This is a genomic window from Neobacillus notoginsengisoli (assembly GCF_003515685.1).
Classification (GTDB): domain Bacteria; phylum Bacillota; class Bacilli; order Bacillales; family Cytobacillaceae; genus Bacillus_D; species Bacillus_D notoginsengisoli.
The window spans coordinates 1-17969 of the sequence record NZ_QWEG01000011.1; the positions used below are offsets into that span (position 1 = coordinate 1).

A 17969-nucleotide genomic window follows, 5' to 3' on the forward strand; every position below is an offset into this window, starting at 1 on the left:
TTACGTTGTCACAGGGCTTCAACCTTAGGATTTCTCCACCAGTTGCCTGTCAGCTAATGAGCGTCTTGGTACTTACTCAGATTGGACTTTCACCAATTAGCAATTAACGGCTTGCCTGGGCACGCAATAACTCAAAAAGGCCGTTTCCGGCCCTCCTACGTTTCTTCCAAAATCAAATCGTTGCTGCGGAGTGTCATTAGCTCATATCTGTCATATCTATTTTGCAAAAGGAGCCTCATTGCCTGTGCCCGGATCGTTTTTTCAATCACATTTCTGATGTAACGGCCGTTTGAGAAGCCGTTTGGTGGCATGATTGCTTTTACCCAAATAAGATGGTCACGGAGCTTCCGTTCGGCTTCACTGCTCAGAATATATTCCCGTTCCTTTACCATTCTATCAGCTATCTCCATTAGCTGGTCAATGCGGTAATCAGGAAAATCTATTACAAGCGGAAATCTCGAATGAAGTCCCGGATTCAGCGAAAGGAAATAGTCCATTTCCCGCGAATAGCCCGCAAGAATAAGAATGAATTCATGCTGTTTATCCTCCATATGCTTGACGAGAGTATCGATTGCTTCCTTGCCAAAATCTTTTTCTCCGCCCCTGCCTAGAGAATAGGCTTCATCAATAAATAAAATGCCGCCTAATGCTTTTTTAATCAGATCACGCGTTTTCTGAGCGGTATGGCCAATATATTCACCAACAAGATCAGCACGTTCTGCTTCGATTAGATGCCCTTTGGAGAGGACATCCATTTTCAAAAAAAGCTTTCCAATCAGCCGGGCAACCGTTGTTTTGCCTGTACCGGGATTTCCTTTAAACATCATGTGGAGTGCCTGTTTTTTGGCTTTTAAACCCGCTTCTTCCCTTTTTTTATTTATATAAATCCAGGCATAGATTTCTTTTATCGTCCTTTTCATTTCCTCCATGCCGACAAGCGTACCAAGCTCCTCCTCAATTTCCTTTAAAGCGGCATGCTCGCTCTTTGCGATGCCGGGCGGGAGGAAGGTTTCATGGGGAACCGCGGCCGGAGTCTTCCGTTTTTGGGTATTCAAGACGATGCTGATCTGGCCATTTTCTTTCATGCGCATAGGCTGATCCAAAGCGTTCACCTCTCCTAAAAAACAGTATACGCATTCTGGGCTGTGCGGTTCCATGTCCTGTCTAAGAAAGGTCCATAGTTGGAACGTGGCAAATCGAGATGATAGCCGGAAAGAAACTCCTTCTAATAATAATATTCAACCTTTAATAAATCATTTCAGCAAATTAAAAAAGGCCTGAAAGTTCAGGCCTTCTTTTATCAAAATCCAGTCGGATTATTGTCCTTCCAAGTCGAGCTGGACATTCCGTGCTGGTGCAAATGTCGAAATGGCATGCTTGTACACGAGTTGCTGCTTTCCTTCTGATTCAAACAAAACGGTAAAATTATCGAACCCTTTGATTTGCCCCCTTAACTGGAATCCATTTAAAAGGAACACGGTCACATTGGTGTTTTCCTTTCTAAGCTGGTTTAAGAACTGATCCTGGATATTAATGGCTGTTTTCATGTAAAAATCCTCCTCTTTTATCTCTACTGTTATGTATTCGATTTTAGTTGAAGCTTTCCTTCAATAACCTTAAAAATTTCGCTAACTTTTTTTGAAAAGTCCGTCTCCGCTGTCATATTAACCCATTCCACATCCATTTTATTTCGAAACCAGGTTAGCTGACGCTTCGCATAGCGCCGCGTATTTTGTTTCAAGATCTCAATCGACTCTTCCAAAGTGGTTTTCCCATCCAAATAATCATAAATTTCCTTATAGCCAATTGCCTTAATGGATTGGCAATCTCGAAGCCCCTGATTGTATAGGCTCTGGACTTCTTCAATCAAGCCTTCCGAAACCATCTTGTCCACCCGCTGATTTATTCGATCATAAAGCTTTTCCCGATCCATGGTCAGCCCAATAACCGCAGCATCATATTTTTGCCCAGGCTGATTGTGCTTCCTGTTCTCTTCCAACGGCATTCCTGAAGACTTGATAATTTCCAATGCCCGTATGACCCTGCGCACATTGTTCGGATGGAGGTGTTCAGCGGCTCGGGGATCAAGTAAAGCCAACTCGCGATGGACAGCCTCATTTCCTTCCTCCCGCGCCAGCTTCTCAAGCCTCTCGCGGAACGCCGGGTCAGCTGGAGATTCGGTAAATTCGTAATCATAAAGAACCGACTGGATATAAAGACCCGTCCCGCCGACAATGATCGGAAGTTTTCCTCTTAATGAAATATCTGTTATTTTTTCTTCAACAAGACTTTGGAACTCGGCAACGGAAAAAACCTCATCAGGATTTCGGATATCAATTAAATGATGAGGAATGCCTTCCATTTCTCCGGGCGTTACTTTTGCTGTCCCGATATCCATTCCTCTGTATATTTGCATGGAATCCCCGCTTATCACCTCGCCGTTGAAATGTTTCGCTATTTCAATGCCCAACTTTGTTTTACCCACAGCTGTCGGGCCGATGATCGCAACTATTTTTTGCTTCCTTTCCAAAACACTCACACTGCCCTCCACTGTCAGATGACACTATTATACACAATGCACCCGACTTAACCAAAATTCATGCAAACCACCATAGAATTATTATCAAAGAATCAAGTCATTATGCTTTTTTCGCAAACTTTGCATAATTTTACATGTTTCTTTACATTTCGATAACGATTCCATGACAAACGCGCATCTACCCACAAACCAATGGTAGTCTAATAGAAGTCTATTTAGTGAGAAGTTTTTTTCTCTAACTAGTGTATAAAAGGTATTGTCCGGGCTGTTCATCCTGCCTTCAGGGACTGAAAGAATAGGGGGATTTATGAAATATGTTGTCAAATGCTGAAATTGGTATTGATTTAGGTACCGCCAATATTCTCGTTTATAGCAAAAATAAAGGAATTGCGCTTAATGAGCCGTCAGTTGTTGCCATCGATACTGAAACAAAAACTGTGCTGGCGGTTGGGAAAGAAGCAAAGGAAATGATTGGGAAAACTCCCGGCAAAATCGTCGCGATTCGTCCTCTAAAGGATGGCGTCATCGCTGATTACGATGTGACTACCGAGCTGCTAACCCACATAATGAGAAAAGCATCCAAAAAAATCGGCCTTTCCATCCGCAAACCAGATGTTGTCGTATGCACGCCTTCCGGTTCGACCAGTGTTGAACGCAGGGCAATCCATGATGCAGTCAGGAATGCTGGCGCCAAAAAAATCCATCTTATTGAAGAACCCGTCGCTGCCGCGATTGGGGCTGGGATGCCTGTAGATGAGCCAGTTGCCAACGTGATTGTTGATATCGGTGGTGGAACAACAGAAGTAGCGATTATTTCTTTTGGTGGAGTTGTTGCCTGCCATTCAATCAGGGTTGCCGGCGACCGTTTGGACGAGGACATTATTAAGCATGTCCGAAATGAATATAATGTGCTGATTGGCGAGCGCACCGCTGAACTAATCAAAATGGAAATCGGCTATGCGCTTGTGGATCACCAAGAGTTAAAATTGGAGATCCGCGGCCGGGACCTTGTAACAGGACTTCCGAAGACGATTACCCTTTCTTCCTATGAAATCCGGGAAGCATTAAGGGAACCGCTTTTGCAAATCCTTGAAGCAATCCGGGCGACCCTCGAAGATTGCCCTGCAGAAATGAGCGGCGACATTGTTGACCGCGGGGTCATTATTACCGGTGGAGGCGCCCTTATGAAAGGGATGGAAGAGTGGCTATCAAAGGAAATCTTTGTCCCGGTCCACGTCGCCGAAGAACCGCTTGAATCCGTAGCCATCGGAACCGGCAAGGCTCTCCAGTTTATCGGAAAACTACAGACAGTTGCAAAATAAAGACCCCTTTACGGGCCTCTTCTTCAAAAGAGGTCCGTTTTTTTGCCAAAAGTATCTTTTATCAAATGGTTTCTTAATTACCATCCTCTTTCATAATCGCGATGAAGTGGGCGAGGATTCTCGCTGTCAGCCCCCAGATGATTCTTCCTTCAAAATGGTAGAAATACTCCTCCATATGCCTCATTCGCCAGTTGTAATTTTTCCCTCCTGCTACATGTTCAAAGGGGAAATTCTCTTCCGGTTCGGCCTTGAAATGGATCGAATAGATTTCCGGTTTGGCATCTATAAAAAAGCTGAGTGGAACCGCGAAAATTTCGCTTACTTCGGCGGGATTCGGTTTTATTTTGTCCGCGTCATCAATAAACCCCGCAAATGGATAAATGATCATGCCAAAAGGAGAGATCAAATAGTCCAGAGGGGAAACCCCGCTAATGTCGGCACGGCTTAATCCAAGCTCTTCCGTTGTTTCCCTGATAGCTGCCTCTCTTTCGTTAAGGTCATCGGGATCCATCCTTCCACCAGGAAAGCAAATTTCCCCAGGCTGCCTGCGCAAGTCCATCGAACGCACTTCAAATACAACAGACATCCCCTCTTCTGTTTGGATAAGGGGAAGGAGGACCGCATATTTGGAAAAATTTTCACTCCCCAATATTTTCGGGGTATGTGCTTTCAATTTTTTCGAAATGATTTCAGGCTTCATTACTTATCAACTCCACGATACATCTTGCTTTTTCCAATTTTATCGAAAAAAGACAAGGTATACAACCAAAGGTGCTGCTTTGGCGGCAGCACCTTCATTCCAATATATGTTTACACTCCAATTTAGCTTGTCTCGTAACGAGTTATTCGACTACTTCAAGAGTGACATCAACGTTTCCTCTGGTAGCTTTCGAATACGGGCAAAATTCATGTGCTTTTTGAACAAGTTCTTCCAGCTTGCCTTTCTCAATTCCCGTCCCTTTAACCTGTAAAGTAACTGCGAGTTTGAAGCCATCATCATCTTCGTCTTTTAATAAGCTTACATTTGCGGTTACTTCAGAGTCAAACGTAATACGCTCCTTTTTTGCCATGAGCTGCAGGGAGCCATCAAAGCAGGCAGAATAGCCAGCGGCAAAAAGCTCCTCGGGATTTGTTGCTTCAGGAATCTCTTTCGCCCTCTGCGTGTTCGGATTCGCAATATCAAAATCGATAATTCCATCAGAAGACTTGACGTGTCCTTCCCTTCCTCCAACCGCTGTGACAGATGACGTAAATAAAGTTTCACCCATTTATCCTATCCCCTTTCCATTTCGTTCTTATCTGTTTTCCACTCATGTGGGAAGCTTAAACGCGATGACCCTTACACATGGCAGGAAATAACGAGATATGGCAAAAAAACATCCTCCCACATCGATTGCAGGAGGATGCCTTTCTTACATTACACGTTTAAACATTTTTTCCATCTCATAAGAAGAGAAGTGAACGATAACTGGCCGGCCGTGCGGACAGGTGAATGGATCCGACGCGAGGCGGAGTTCATCCAGGAGGGCTTGAATTTCATCATTCCGCAGATAATGATTCGCCTTGATCGACCCTTTGCAGCTCATCATGATTGCCGCCTCTTCTCTCAGCTTCTTAAGATCCACCTTCTTCATGGACAAAAGCTGCTCAATCATTCCTTCAATTACCTCTTTTTCTTCCCCTTGCGGGAGCCACTGGGGATGGGAACGAATAATGAAGCTGTTCGGACCAAAGTCCTCCAGGAACACACCGACCTTTTCGAGCTCGTCTTTATATTCCATTATTTTCACACATTCATCTGTTGAGTACTCGAATGTAAGCGGAACAAGCAGATCCTGCAGCTCGTTTGCTACCTGTCCAACCTTTTCTCTAAAAAACTCATATTTGATCCGTTCCTGCGCCGCATGCTGGTCGATGATGTAAAGGCCATTTTCGTTTTGGGCGAGAATATACGTGCCATGCATTTGCCCTATCGGGTACATGCGCGGCACTCTTTCCAATTGTACTTCTCTTGCTTCATTCGTTGACTGGACACTTACGTCACAGGAAGAATCAACAGGAAGATCTTGAGATGTCGCAGTTCTTCCTGTTGGCAAAAGAATTTCCTTTACCTGGCTTGGCAGGCCTGACCACGGGGTTTCCGATTTCCCAGCCAAGGAACCAACTCCCCCGCTTCCATGGCTGGCATCCTCATCCTTGTCTACCGGACGTTGAAACACGTTGGAAGATGGAGATTCATGTCGTAAGTTGCCTTCTTGTCCATACGACTTGAAATTTTCCTTTCGTACGAACTTGCCATCGGCTGGACTGACAGGTTTTACGGTCCGTGCACCTTCAAGTTCAAAAAAAGTCTGTTCTGATTTAGGCTTTTCCGCTTTTTCCACCTTTACTCCTGATGGGATCAGCAGTCTGTCTTTAAACGAAGTGGAAATTGTATTCTTAACAAGTTCATAGAGTTCCGCTTCTTTACTGATTCGAACTTCCATTTTGGAAGGATGGACATTGACATCCACGAGGATTGGATCCATTTCAATATTTAATAGCGCGATTGGATAGCGCCCTATCGGAAGCAGTGTATGATATCCTTCCATGACAGCTTTCGCAAGGCCAAAGTTTCTGATGAAGCGGCCATTAATCATGGTGGAGATATAATTCCTCGATGCCCTTGTTACTTCCGGGAGCGAAGCAAACCCTGAGATACGGTAATCAAGAGATTTGCCTTCAAGCGGGACAAGCATCTTTGCAATCGCCATACCATAAATAGCAGCGAGGACTTGGCGGACATCTCCGTTCCCATTTGTATGCAGCAGCCTTTTTCCGTTATGAGTAAGCCTGAAGGAAACCTCTGGGTGGGATAAGGCGAGCCGATTTACGAGATCCGTGATGTTGCCGAGTTCAGTATGAATCGTTCTCACATACTTCAGGCGCGCCGGTGTATTGAAAAACAAATCTGTCACAGTAATATCCGTTCCTCTTCGGCTTGATGTCTTTTCAAAGGCGGTTTCCTTGCCGCCTTCTACGACAATCCTCGTACCAGCCGAATCACCAGTCGAAGTATTCATCTCCAGACGCGATACAGAAGCGATACTAGGCAGGGCCTCCCCCCTGAATCCGAGCGTCCGGATGCGGAATAAATCGGTCTCATCTTTAATTTTGCTTGTGGCATGGCGGTGGAAGGCTTTCGAAACATCTTCTTCCACAATTCCTTCCCCATTATCGATGATCCTGATTTTTGTGAGGCCTGCCTCTTCGACATCTATTTCAATTACAGTGCTTCCTGCGTCAAGCGAGTTTTCAACGAGTTCCTTGACGACAGAAGCCGGACGCTCGACAACTTCGCCAGCCGCAATTTTATTCGATAAGGCGTTATCAAGCTGAATGATTTTTCCCATTCGGTCACCCCCGGCTAATTTTTAATTTTCTTTTGCAATTCATAAAGGACATTGATCGCCTGCAACGGGGTTAAATCTAAAATATCCAACTCGCGGATTTTCTCGATTACGTTCTTTTCCTTGCCGCTAAACTCCTGTTTCTTTGCCTTAACAGGCTCAGCAAAGAAGGAAAGCTGAGCCGTTCCGGATGACGGGGCAACAGCCTCATTCACTTCAGACGTTCCATCCGGCATGGCCGGAACCGGCTCTTCGATTTTTGCCTGCTCGAGCGAGGTAAGGATTTCGTTCGCACGGATAATCAGTTCTTTCGGAAGCCCCGCCAATTCAGCGACATGGATGCCATAGCTTTTATCTGCCGGCCCTTCCTTAATTTTGTGAAGGAAAACCACCTTGCCTTGATGTTCAATCGCGCTCACATGTACATTATGAAGCCTGTCAAGTTCGTCCTCCAGGACAGTCAATTCGTGGTAGTGGGTTGAAAACAGTGTTTTCGAGCCAATCCAATTATGAACATGCTCAATAATAGCCTGGGCAAGCGCCATTCCATCATACGTGGAGGTTCCGCGTCCGATTTCATCGAATAAAATAAGGCTATCCTGGGTCGCATTTGCAATTGCATTTTTAGCCTCCAGCATTTCAACCATAAATGTACTTTGGCCGGATACAAGGTCGTCCGCCGCGCCAATCCTCGTGAAAACTTGGTCGAAGACTGGCAGGACCGCTTTAGTTGCCGGTACATAACAGCCAATTTGCGCGAGTATGGCCGTCAGAGCCACCTGGCGCATATATGTGCTTTTACCTGACATGTTCGGGCCGGTAATCAGGAGAATTTCACGGTCTCCATTCATTTTGCAGCTATTCGGGACATATTCCTGGGAATCGAGCACCTTTTCTACAACTGGGTGCCTTCCTTCTTCAATCAAAATCTCCCGGTTATCCGAGAATTCAGGTTTTACATATTTTCGTTCTTCACTGACTTCCGCAAAGCTTTGCAGCACATCCATCTCGCTGACTACTTTTGCCAATGCTTGAAGTCTTGGGATTTGTTCCTTGATCCTGTCACGTATCTCGCTGAACAGCTCATATTCAAGCTCCCCGCATTTTTCTTCCGCTTCGAGAATCAGTGCTTCTTTTTCCTTCAACTCCGGTGTAATGAACCGCTCGGCATTTGCAAGCGTCTGCTTGCGCTCATACTGGCCTTCTTTCAAAAGATGAAGGTTCGCCCTAGTAATCTCAATATAGTAGCCAAAAACCCTGTTGTAGCCTATTTTAAGAGACCGGATCCCGGTCCTATCCCGTTCTTCCCTTTCAAGCTGGGCAATCCACGATTTCCCATTCCGGCTTGCATCTCGATACTGGTCAAGCTGTTCATTAAAACCATCGCGTATGATATTTCCTTCCTTGATTGAAATCGGCGGATTATCGACAATGGATTGTTCCAGCAAATCGACAATCTCTTCACAATAATCCAGCTTCCGGGCCAGGTCGATCGTCTCTTCTCCTTGAGTGCGGGAAAGGATTTCATGAAGATAAGGAATTTGTTGAAGGGACCTGAGCAACTGTCTCAAGTCACGGGCGTTCACATTTCCAAATGCGATCCTGCCGGCAAGCCTTTCTAGGTCATATACTTCCTTTAGCCCTTCCTGAAGTTCCTTCCTCTCAAAATAAGCATTCATAAATTGGCCGGTCACTGAGAGTCTTCGTTCGATCTCTTCCCTGTCGATGCGCGGCCTATCAACCCATTGCTTAAGAAGCCTTCCACCCATCGCTGTCTTTGTTTCATCAAGCAGCCAGAGTAACGAACCCTTCTTTCCTTTTGAGCGGATTGTTTCTGTCAGCTCCAGATTGTGTTTTGAATAGTAGTCAATTTTCATATACTGGTGGACCTGGTAAGTTGTTACCGGCTGCAAGTGGGTCAAGCTCCGCTTTTGGGTGCGGTGTAAATAGTTGAACAGTCTCGCCACAGTCACCTTGAATTTATCCTGGTTCAAATCTTCTGTAAGCGTGGAATAAGCCTCATCCAATCCCGTCTGCTCTTCATACGAGATCGCAAGCACATTCCGGTCCCTCATTTTCTTTTGCAGCCCTTCATCAAGGTCTGCTGAAATGACGACCTCTTTTGCGCCGAGAACGGAAATTTCATTCAGGACTTCTTCTTCTTTTGCAGGCAGAAGGGTGACTCTGCTTTCGCCAGTGGACAAATCGGCATAGGCGAATCCGTATGTACCATCTGAAAAATGGGTTACAGTCGCTAAATAGTTATTTTCTTTTTCATGGAGGCTTCGGCCTTCCATGACTGTTCCCGGGGTAATCAGCTGGATAACTTCCCGGCGGACAATCCCTTTTGCCTGTGTTGGATCCTCTGTCTGTTCACAAATGGCTACTTTATAGCCCTTTTCTATTAAACGTTCAATATAGGTTGGAGCAGAATGGTAGGGGACACCGCACATCGGAATCCTTTCTTCTGTCCCCCCCTCCCTGCTTGTCAGGGTAATCTCCAGTTCCTGCGCAGCCCTGAGCGCATCTTCAAAGAACATTTCGTAAAAATCGCCTAGGCGGAAAAATAAAAAGGCATCCTGGTACTCTGCCTTTATCTTTAAATATTGTTGGATCATCGGCGTGTAAGCTGCCATTTTAGCCTCCAAAATTACATGTTATATGTTTTTTTATTCGAGTTCCTTCGACAATCTATTATAGCATAAATCCCTCCTTATCCGGTCCGGAGAAACGCATTTTGTTCTTTTGGACGGCAAAAACCAACTGGAAACAAGGGTGAGTTGTTTAATTATTCAGTTTTTAGGGAAGAATTCCATAGATTAAGACAAGAGAAAAATGTGGATATGACTGATATCGGGAGGGTTGGTATGAAATATTCTGATGTAAAGGTCATTTATTTATTGGAAAACCGTTATGTACCGGGCCGCATGCCAAAGCCAGTCCTTTATTATCCTGGAGCGCTAAAAGAGGAAACGATTGAAAATGAACGGGAACTGATTCGCAAATGGGGCAGCGGTATCTTAGGATACTATCGCAACCACCGATCGAGTCATGAAATTCTTGGGGTCATGCAAGGCAGTGCCGCACTTGAACTCGGCGGAGTTCGAAAAGTACAATTGGAAGTAAAACCTGGCGACCTCATTGTTTTTCCCGCTGGAACCGAAAAAAGAAAAGTTTCGGTTAGCCCTGATTTCAAAGCAGCCGGCTTTGAAGCAAATGATACGGATGAAGATGTCCAATGGTTCACTGAAGAACCGCTCTACGGGAATAACGGCAGCCAGTATTTTCAACTGTCTTTCAACCTTTGAAAAAATAGAAAGATAAAAGCAGCTCCATTCGGGGCTGCTTTTGTTGCAATAGAATTGATTCTGCTTTTCTCAATTAGTCTGAAAAGTATTCCTTGAACTTGCCATTATCAGTCTGCTCTTTGTTTTCATAGTAAGGATTATCTTCCGTTGGATAATCCGGGTCCAAATTCGTTTTAATGACTAGAAAGGGGCCTTTGGGCGCTTCTGCAATAACCCTGTCCCCTAGTTCCTTAAAATCAGGCATTTTTTCATTCCCCGGTCTATTTGGTTCAGTCATACTACACCTCCTACACGTATCATTCCAACTAATATATTCTTTATGTAGGTATTACTTTTAAAACATTTGTGAAATTTTGAGCATTATAAGCTTTTCATGATTAAAACAGGTTACAATGAAGGAAAAAGGCAGGAGATGAGTTGCATGTCAATCTTGACAACTTGGTTGGAAAGCCTCGCATACGATGTTGAAATTTCCTCGGCTTGCCTCCGATCTCAAAGCCCAAAAAGCAACTGTGCCGAGTGCCTTCCATACTGTCCGGAAAATGCGATATCATTTTCAAAGCAAGGGGCGGAAAGGGATTCCTCATTATGTACGAACTGTGGCCATTGTGTTCCAGTCTGTCCGGTACAGGCCATTACAGGGAGATCACCGGAACGAAAAATCGTGAATGAGACACTTCTAATCGAGGATAGCCCTTTTCCATCGGTTAAGGAACTGCTTTATTTTTACAAAAGAGGTGTGAGGAACGTTAACTGTGACAGTACGGCTAGCCCAGACATTCACATCCTAAAAGAGGCGGATTCACTTCTTACCGCGATGGGTTATGAGCCATTCACAATCGTAGATTCCATTCCTGTTTACAACGAAGAACCCACCTTTACTAGGAGATCCTTCTTCATAAAAGCCGCATTTGAAGGCAAAAAAATAGCTGCGGCAACCATTACGCCCGCGAAATGGAGGTTCAATCAGAATCAATTTGAAATCACTTCCATGTTTCCTGGCTATGCGGTATATGAAGTGATTATTGACCAGGAGCAGTGCAATCTTTGTGAAGCTTGCTTTAAAATGTGTCCTCAACAGGTTTTTTCTCTTAAAGAAGGACTGTTATCCGTCAACAGCGGCTCCTGTAACGGCTGCAGCCTCTGTGTTGATATTTGCGGAAAAGATGCCATCAAAATCGTGCAAAGAGCTTATCCTTCACAGCCTATGGAATTGGCGGTTGAACGATTGACTTGCCCCGATTGCAACACTCCCTTCCACACCTGGAAGAATCCAAACGTATCAAGTCCTGGGCCATTATGCAACATATGCGATACGAGAAGCAAGAACGGGTATTTTAGTCCTTATAGCGTTTAAATTGAAAGGCAAGGCCGCTCCTTGCCTTTTGCAAAAGAAAAACTAGGAAGGAATCTCCCTAGTTGCTGATTATTCTTCTTCCGATCCAACCAGGAAATCTGGGTCGATCTCTTCGAATTCATCATCATCCAATCCGATATCCCACTCATCGTCACAATCGCAGCCATCGGGATTGATTCTGACACAGATTTTCGTTTCTCCAATTACTTCTACAGCGAATTCCCTTTCCACATGGACAACGATTTTATTTCCGCCCGTTGAGATGACAGCTTCGCAGCAGTTCGGCTGCTGAACGACTTTGGCGATAATGCCGTCATCATCGATACAGTCTTTGTCCCTGTACTTCAGCTTGATTACATCAGTATAGCGGACCCGTTCGGTGACGACTTCTGTTTTTGTATTATCATTGAACGAATACCACACATTGATGTCATAGGAGCCGTGGATTTCTACTGTCTTGCCGGCTTTCTTCGCTTCATATTTATGATTGATAATCCAGCAGCCAAGTATGCTGGATGGATTATGAGCCGGACAAATCGTATGTTGGGATTGGGTAAATTTATGTCCTTTTGCTACGACTGCTTTTGTAATAATCTCTCTGTAATCTCCCATTCGAGCAAACCCTCCTCATTCAGTTTCACTTCATCCTATGCGTACGTACAGACTTGGGTGCACTTAAATTATTGCTGCATTGGATAAATGGTTAGGCATGCTTCATCATATGCAAAATGCCCATGAATGTGACTGTGTGTCTATGTATGGGAGAAAAAGAAATCAGGCCCATTGCTGGGCCTGACTGGATTAATGGCTGTGTTCGTGCTCGTGGCCGCAGCTGTCTCCTTTATTAGCGGCTGCGCCTGTTTCACCGCGGAGAATGTCCCCGCCTGTGGATTCAATCACGACGTCCGTAACTGTATTCGAGATAGTAGAAGCGATCATTTGCAGCAGTTCGTTCACTTCAACCTGAGATTGCTTGAAATCCTGTACAACTGGTATTTCATCAAGCTCCTTCTCAATAGAAGCAATCTTCTCTTCCACTTTTTTCAGCGCTTCCGGCTTCCCGTAATGCTGAAGGTTCACCGCCTGCTTCTGAAGCCCTTTAATATCAGAAATGAGGGTGCTCACTTTTTGGTTTTCATGGATATGGGCTTCTGCCCTCTTAAAGAAATCCACTTCCTCTGTTTCTGCAATCATATTGGCCAGTTCTTTTGCGCGTGCAATAATCTCTTCTTTAGTATACTTTGCCATATTATTTCACCTCTGCCAGTGCTTCAGCCTTCTCGGCTGCTTGTACCATTTCCCCGTTTAATGACCATGTTTTTGCATCAGTAATTTTTACTTTTACAATTTTGCCAATGGCTGACTTAGGTCCAATAAAATTGACCAGTTTACTTTTATCAGTATAACCGGCAAGGACATCCGGATTATTCTTGCTTTCCCCTTCAACCAATACGTCAACAGTTTGGTTGATATAAGTTTTCATCGCTTTAGCCGACAGATCATTGACAAGTTTGTTCAGGCGCTGAAGGCGTGCCTTTTTAACCTCCATCGGAACATTATCTGTCATTTTCGCCGCAGGGGTTCCTTCTCTTGGCGAATAGATGAAGGTATAGGCTAACTCAAAACCGACTTCTTCATAAAGAGTCATTGTTTCTTCAAATTGCTCATCTGTTTCATTTGGATAACCGACAATTATGTCAGTCGTTAATGCGACATTCGGGATGGCAGCCTTGATTTTCCGGACAAGCTCAAGGTATTCTTCCCGTGTATATTTACGCCCCATAATTTTCAGTACATCCGTTGACCCTGACTGGACAGGAAGATGGATATGCGGCATCAGGTTCCCGCCCTTGGCAAGCACTTCAATCAAGCGATCGTCAAAATCCCATGGATGGCTCGTTGTAAAACGGACACGCGGGATGCCGATTTTACGAATATCATCCAAAAGGTCACCAAGCCCATATTGAATATCTTCTATATCTTTTCCATATGAATTCACGTTTTGGCCAAGCAAAGTAACTTCCTGGTAGCCATCAGCAGCCAGTTGGCGTACCTCTTGGATTATATCTTCAGGCCTGCGGCTCCGTTCTTTTCCACGAGTAAATGGAACAATACAATACGTACAGAATTTATCACAGCCGTACATAATATTGACCCATGCCTTAATGTTTCCGCTGCGCACTTTAGGAAGGTTTTCAATAACGTCCCCTTCCTTCGACCATACTTCCACTACCATTTCCTTCGACATATACGCTTCGCTGAGGATGTTCGGCAGCCTATGGATGTTATGAGTTCCGAAAATCATATCGACATGGTGATAGGTTTTCAGGATTTTGTTGACAACGGATTCTTCCTGGGACATGCAGCCGCAGACCCCAAGAAGCAGGTCAGGGCGCTCCCTTTTTAGGCCCTTCAGGTGGCCGAGTTCACCGAAAACTTTGTTTTCCGCATTTTCACGGATAGCACAAGTGTTTAACAGAATAACATCCGCATCCTCGGTCTTATCGGTTGGTTCATAGCCAAGCGCCATAAAAATACCAGCCATCACTTCAGTATCATGTTCATTCATCTGGCAGCCGTAAGTACGGATATAAAACTTTCTGCCATCCCCCATCCCCCTGAACTCCTCGGAAATGGAAAAATCATCGTGGTATTTCACTTCTTCTTTCCCGCGCTTCCTTGCATCCTTTAATGAAGGAGGAACAAACACGGTTTCAAAATACTTGCTGTAGTCCTTGACGGATTTTTTGTCCGCAGAATTTTCAGCAGTTGCCTTCCCGGAATCTAAACGCTGATTCTCGTTCATCACACTAACCCCTTTCCACACTACTCACTTCTATAAAAAAACAATTATTGAATAAAATTGTGCACATTATAATAGTATAAAGGGTTACAAGAGCGAAAACAATAGAAACCTTCCCCGCATGAGACACGGGTGAGGCACGGGGACGGTTCTGCTGCTTCCGTCCGTTGGCGGTTTAGGTTTGTGTGGGCGATTAAAGAGTTGTCTTTTATCAGAGGTTGGTGATTCGGACTCTCGACGCTCGAAAAACTGGTTAAGAGTCCGAATTCAAGGGGGATTCGGACTCTTGACGCTCGAAAAACTCGTTAAGAGTCCGAATACAGGGGTGATTCGGACTCTCGAGGCTTGAAAAACCCATTAAGAGTCCGAATTCGCGGAAGTGTAAATGATCAATCAACGTAATAATAAATTACCCAGCATTCCCATCACAGCGATAGAAAAACACCCCAATGTATGGATTGGGGTGTTTGTTCCAATATGAAGCTTTACATGAATTCCGCTACGAGCTTGTCGAAATGCGCCTGGTCGAGATTCAAGTCCGCAGATGCAAGCGGTTCTTCTGCATAACCTTGGACAAGTTCCTGATAGGATGGGCGCTCAGTATTCTGATAAATCAGGCCGGTAACAAGGCCGTCGTGCTTCATCAGTGTTTGCATGGCCATCTCACGGTTATTAGGGTCATAGCCTTCGACGTCGCTGAGCTTCGTCAGGTTTTCCTTAAACCAGTCATACGTATTGATTTTATTATACGTAACACAAGGGCTGAAAACATTAATCATAGAAAACCCTTTATGGTTAATGCCCGCTTCAATCAGGGCAGTAAGCTCTCTTAAGTCTGTTGAAAAGCTTTGTGCGACAAAGGTCGCGCCTGCTGTTAAAGCCATTTCCATTGGAGCAATGGCGTGTTCGATCGAACCCATTGGAGTAGATTTCGTTTTGAACCCAGCTGCTGACCTCGGTGATGTCTGTCCTTTTGTCAACCCGTAAATTTGGTTGTCCATGACGATGTAAGTAATATCAATGTTGCGGCGGATTGCATGGATTGTATGTCCCATCCCAATTGCAAAACCGTCTCCGTCACCGCCGGACGCAATGACAGTCAAGTCCCGGTTCGCCATTTTAACTCCCTGGGCGATCGGAAGTGCGCGCCCATGGATTCCGTGTAAACCATATGTGTTGATATATCCGGAGATTCGCCCAGAACAGCCAATCCCTGAAATAACAGCAAGTTGTTCTGGCTCAAGACCAACGTTTGCAGCCGCTCGCTGCATGGCAGCCTGCACCGAAAAATCACCGCAGCCTGGACACCAGTTCGGCTTTACATTATTGCGGAAATCTTTAAATGTTGCCATTTAGAACAACTCCTTGCTTTTTGTGTAAATTTCATTCGGTAAGAATGGGTTGCCGTCATATTTTAAGAGATTGAACATTTTGTCAGCATGGCCGACATTCATCTTGATAATCTTCGCAAGCTGGCCGGTCGCGTTATTTTCAACAACCATCACCTTTTTTGCTGATTGGACAAGCGGCAATACTTCCTCGCTTGGGAAAGGATGAATCAAGCGGATTTGTGCGTGATTCACTTTATGGCCGTCCGCAGTCAGGCGGGAAATGGCTTCTTCAATCGTGCCTCTTGTAGAGTTGAAACCTACAATTAGCAGGTCGGCATCCTCATGCGGAGCATTCTTATGAACCGGATTGTTAAAGCGGATGTTCTTAATTTTCCGGAAACGCTTATCCATTTGAGCAATACGGTTGGCAGCTGATTCAGACGGCTTGCCAGTCTCATCGTGTTCGACTCCGGTAACATGGTGGATCCCGTTTTTCACCCCTGGAATGACGCGTGGTGAGATTCCATCTTCCGTCACTTCGTAGCGCTTGAAGTACCCTTTGTTTTCAAGTTCAGGCAAATCTTCTGTCACAAGCTTGCCGCGGCGGATTTCAATCTTGCTGAAATCAAGCGGCTCTACAGTTTGTTTTCCGAGAGAAAGCTGAAGGTCTGACAGAACGATAACCGGGCATTGATATTCCTCAGCAAGGTTAAGGGCTTCAGCTGTATCGTAAAACGCTTCCTGTACTGTGCTTGGAGCGATAACAATCTTAGGAATTTCTCCGTGTGTACCGTAAATCATCTGCATTAGGTCTGATTGTTCCTGTTTCGTAGGAAGTCCAGTAGACGGGCCCCCGCGCTGTGTATCGATAACGACAATTGGGGTCTCGGTCATACCCGCCAGCCCGATGGCTTCCATCTTAAGAGAAAGCCCAGGGCCTGCTGAAGCTGTTATGGCCCGAACACCTGCATAGTTGGCGCCAATCGCCATAGTAGCTGCCGCAATCTCATCCTCCGTTTGAATGACTGTCCCGCCAAGAGGAGGAAGCTTTTTAATTAAGTATTCCATAATTTCAGAAGCGGGCGTTATTGGATATGCGGCCATAAAGCGGCATCCCGCGGCTAGAGCGCCAAGGGCTATAGCATCATTTCCAATCATAAACATCCGTTTTTTTCCGTCTGCTTTCTCAAGCTGCATTGTGCGAATGCCTGCGAGCTGTTCTGTCATAAAGTCGCGGCCTGCCTGGATGGCTTCCATATTCTTTGCGACAACCTGGTCGCCTTTGCGCCCGAAAATTTCACGGACAACCTCTTCAAAAACCGGAATATCAAGATCTAGAACCGCCGTAGTCGCACCAATGGCAACCATATTTTTCATCAGTGATGTACCAAGCTCTGTAGCAATTTCTGTAAATGGAACCGAATACAATTCTCCCTGAGCGTCAGCTGGCTTTTGCGGATTAAACTTCGCATCGGCAATGATGACACCCCTGCTGTGCAGTTCCTTATAATTAAGGTCAATTGTTTCCTGGTCAAAAGCTACCAGAATATCCAAATCATCCGAAATGGACCTTACCTGTGTCGTGCTTACCCTGATTTTATTATTTGTATGGCCGCCCTTGATTCGGGACGAGAAATGCCGGTATCCATACAAGTAATAACCGAGGCGATTTAACGCAACTGCAAAAATTTCCCCTGTACTTTCAATACCTTCCCCTTGTTGCCCTCCAACTTTCCAGGAAAGTTGATTGATCATGCTTTACACCCCTTTGGATATGTAAAAAAATATTAGTATGGCTTTCAACTAAAAGTGTAGCACTTTTCCAAATAAATACCTAGAAATCAGCTTATGATACAAGGAATTCCGACTAAAAAGCATCTATTTGGAGGGGTACTAAACGCTATCAATTCTAGACCTATG

At 45.0% G+C, this 17969-nt stretch carries 16 protein-coding genes; 3 read left to right on the plus strand and 13 right to left on the minus strand.

Features of this window, described 5'->3' with window-relative positions:
* Positions 1-155: 155 nt before the first annotated feature.
* From spoVK to miaA, 3 genes are all read right to left on the minus strand, one after another.
* The gene (gene spoVK, locus D1B31_RS16645; RefSeq protein WP_118922470.1) at positions 156-1103 is read right to left on the minus strand and encodes a stage V sporulation protein K; all 948 of its coding nucleotides are present in this window, start codon (positions 1101-1103) and stop codon (positions 156-158) included.
* Positions 1104-1316: 213 nt separating this feature from the next.
* Complete coding sequence (hfq, locus tag D1B31_RS16650; RefSeq protein ID WP_118922472.1) at positions 1317-1547, minus strand: RNA chaperone Hfq; 231 nt, start codon at positions 1545-1547, stop codon at positions 1317-1319.
* Positions 1548-1576: 29 nt separating this feature from the next.
* On the minus strand, positions 1577-2530 hold the full coding sequence (gene miaA, locus D1B31_RS16655; protein ID WP_118922885.1) for a tRNA (adenosine(37)-N6)-dimethylallyltransferase MiaA: 954 nt from the start codon (positions 2528-2530) through the stop codon (positions 1577-1579).
* A 323-nt stretch (positions 2531-2853) separates the two neighbouring features.
* On the opposite strand from miaA, the gene mreBH reads away from it, so the two are divergent.
* A complete protein-coding gene (gene mreBH / locus D1B31_RS16660; RefSeq protein WP_118922474.1) occupies positions 2854-3861 on the plus strand; it encodes a rod-share determining protein MreBH in 1008 nt (335 codons plus the stop codon).
* Positions 3862-3934: 73 nt separating this feature from the next.
* On the opposite strand, the gene D1B31_RS16665 is transcribed toward mreBH, so the two are convergent.
* The 4 genes from D1B31_RS16665 to mutS form a co-directional block, all read right to left on the minus strand.
* The gene (locus D1B31_RS16665; RefSeq protein ID WP_118922476.1) at positions 3935-4561 is read right to left on the minus strand and encodes an NUDIX hydrolase; all 627 of its coding nucleotides are present in this window, start codon (positions 4559-4561) and stop codon (positions 3935-3937) included.
* A gap of 142 nt (positions 4562-4703) precedes the next feature.
* Positions 4704-5129 (minus strand): organic hydroperoxide resistance protein, encoded by a 426-nt coding sequence (locus tag D1B31_RS16670; RefSeq protein WP_118922478.1) that lies wholly within the window; start codon positions 5127-5129, stop codon positions 4704-4706.
* A gap of 144 nt (positions 5130-5273) precedes the next feature.
* Positions 5274-7253 (minus strand): DNA mismatch repair endonuclease MutL, encoded by a 1980-nt coding sequence (gene mutL / locus D1B31_RS16675; protein ID WP_118922480.1) that lies wholly within the window; start codon positions 7251-7253, stop codon positions 5274-5276.
* A 14-nt stretch (positions 7254-7267) separates the two neighbouring features.
* Positions 7268-9886, minus strand: coding sequence for a DNA mismatch repair protein MutS (mutS, locus tag D1B31_RS16680; protein ID WP_118922482.1), 2619 nt, complete (start codon positions 9884-9886; stop codon positions 7268-7270).
* A gap of 231 nt (positions 9887-10117) precedes the next feature.
* On the opposite strand from mutS, the gene D1B31_RS16685 reads away from it, so the two are divergent.
* Positions 10118-10558 carry a cupin domain-containing protein gene (locus D1B31_RS16685; protein WP_118922484.1) on the plus strand — a complete coding sequence of 147 codons (441 nt, stop codon included), beginning with the start codon at positions 10118-10120 and terminating at the stop codon, positions 10556-10558.
* Positions 10559-10631: 73 nt separating this feature from the next.
* On the opposite strand, the gene D1B31_RS16690 is transcribed toward D1B31_RS16685, so the two are convergent.
* Complete coding sequence (locus tag D1B31_RS16690) at positions 10632-10835, minus strand: hypothetical protein (RefSeq protein WP_118922486.1); 204 nt, start codon at positions 10833-10835, stop codon at positions 10632-10634.
* 144 nt (positions 10836-10979) lie between these two features.
* On the opposite strand from D1B31_RS16690, the gene D1B31_RS16695 reads away from it, so the two are divergent.
* Entirely contained in the window at positions 10980-11915 is a 936-nt protein-coding gene (locus D1B31_RS16695; protein ID WP_158587577.1) for a 4Fe-4S binding protein, read from the plus strand.
* A gap of 69 nt (positions 11916-11984) precedes the next feature.
* Here the strand turns inward: D1B31_RS16695 and D1B31_RS16700 are convergent, their stop codons facing one another.
* The 5 genes from D1B31_RS16700 to D1B31_RS16720 form a co-directional block, all read right to left on the minus strand.
* Positions 11985-12527 (minus strand): outer spore coat protein CotE, encoded by a 543-nt coding sequence (locus D1B31_RS16700; protein ID WP_118922490.1) that lies wholly within the window; start codon positions 12525-12527, stop codon positions 11985-11987.
* Positions 12528-12716: 189 nt separating this feature from the next.
* Positions 12717-13163, minus strand: a complete 447-nt coding sequence (locus D1B31_RS16705) for a YlbF/YmcA family competence regulator (protein ID WP_118922492.1) — start codon at positions 13161-13163, stop codon at positions 12717-12719.
* Between the two features lies 1 nt (position 13164).
* A complete protein-coding gene (gene miaB / locus D1B31_RS16710; RefSeq protein ID WP_118922494.1) occupies positions 13165-14721 on the minus strand; it encodes a tRNA (N6-isopentenyl adenosine(37)-C2)-methylthiotransferase MiaB in 1557 nt (518 codons plus the stop codon).
* A gap of 482 nt (positions 14722-15203) precedes the next feature.
* The gene (locus D1B31_RS16715) at positions 15204-16070 is read right to left on the minus strand and encodes a 2-oxoacid:ferredoxin oxidoreductase subunit beta (protein WP_118922496.1); all 867 of its coding nucleotides are present in this window, start codon (positions 16068-16070) and stop codon (positions 15204-15206) included.
* On the minus strand, positions 16071-17804 hold the full coding sequence (locus D1B31_RS16720; protein WP_118922498.1) for a 2-oxoacid:acceptor oxidoreductase subunit alpha: 1734 nt from the start codon (positions 17802-17804) through the stop codon (positions 16071-16073).
* Positions 17805-17969 lie beyond the last annotated feature (165 nt).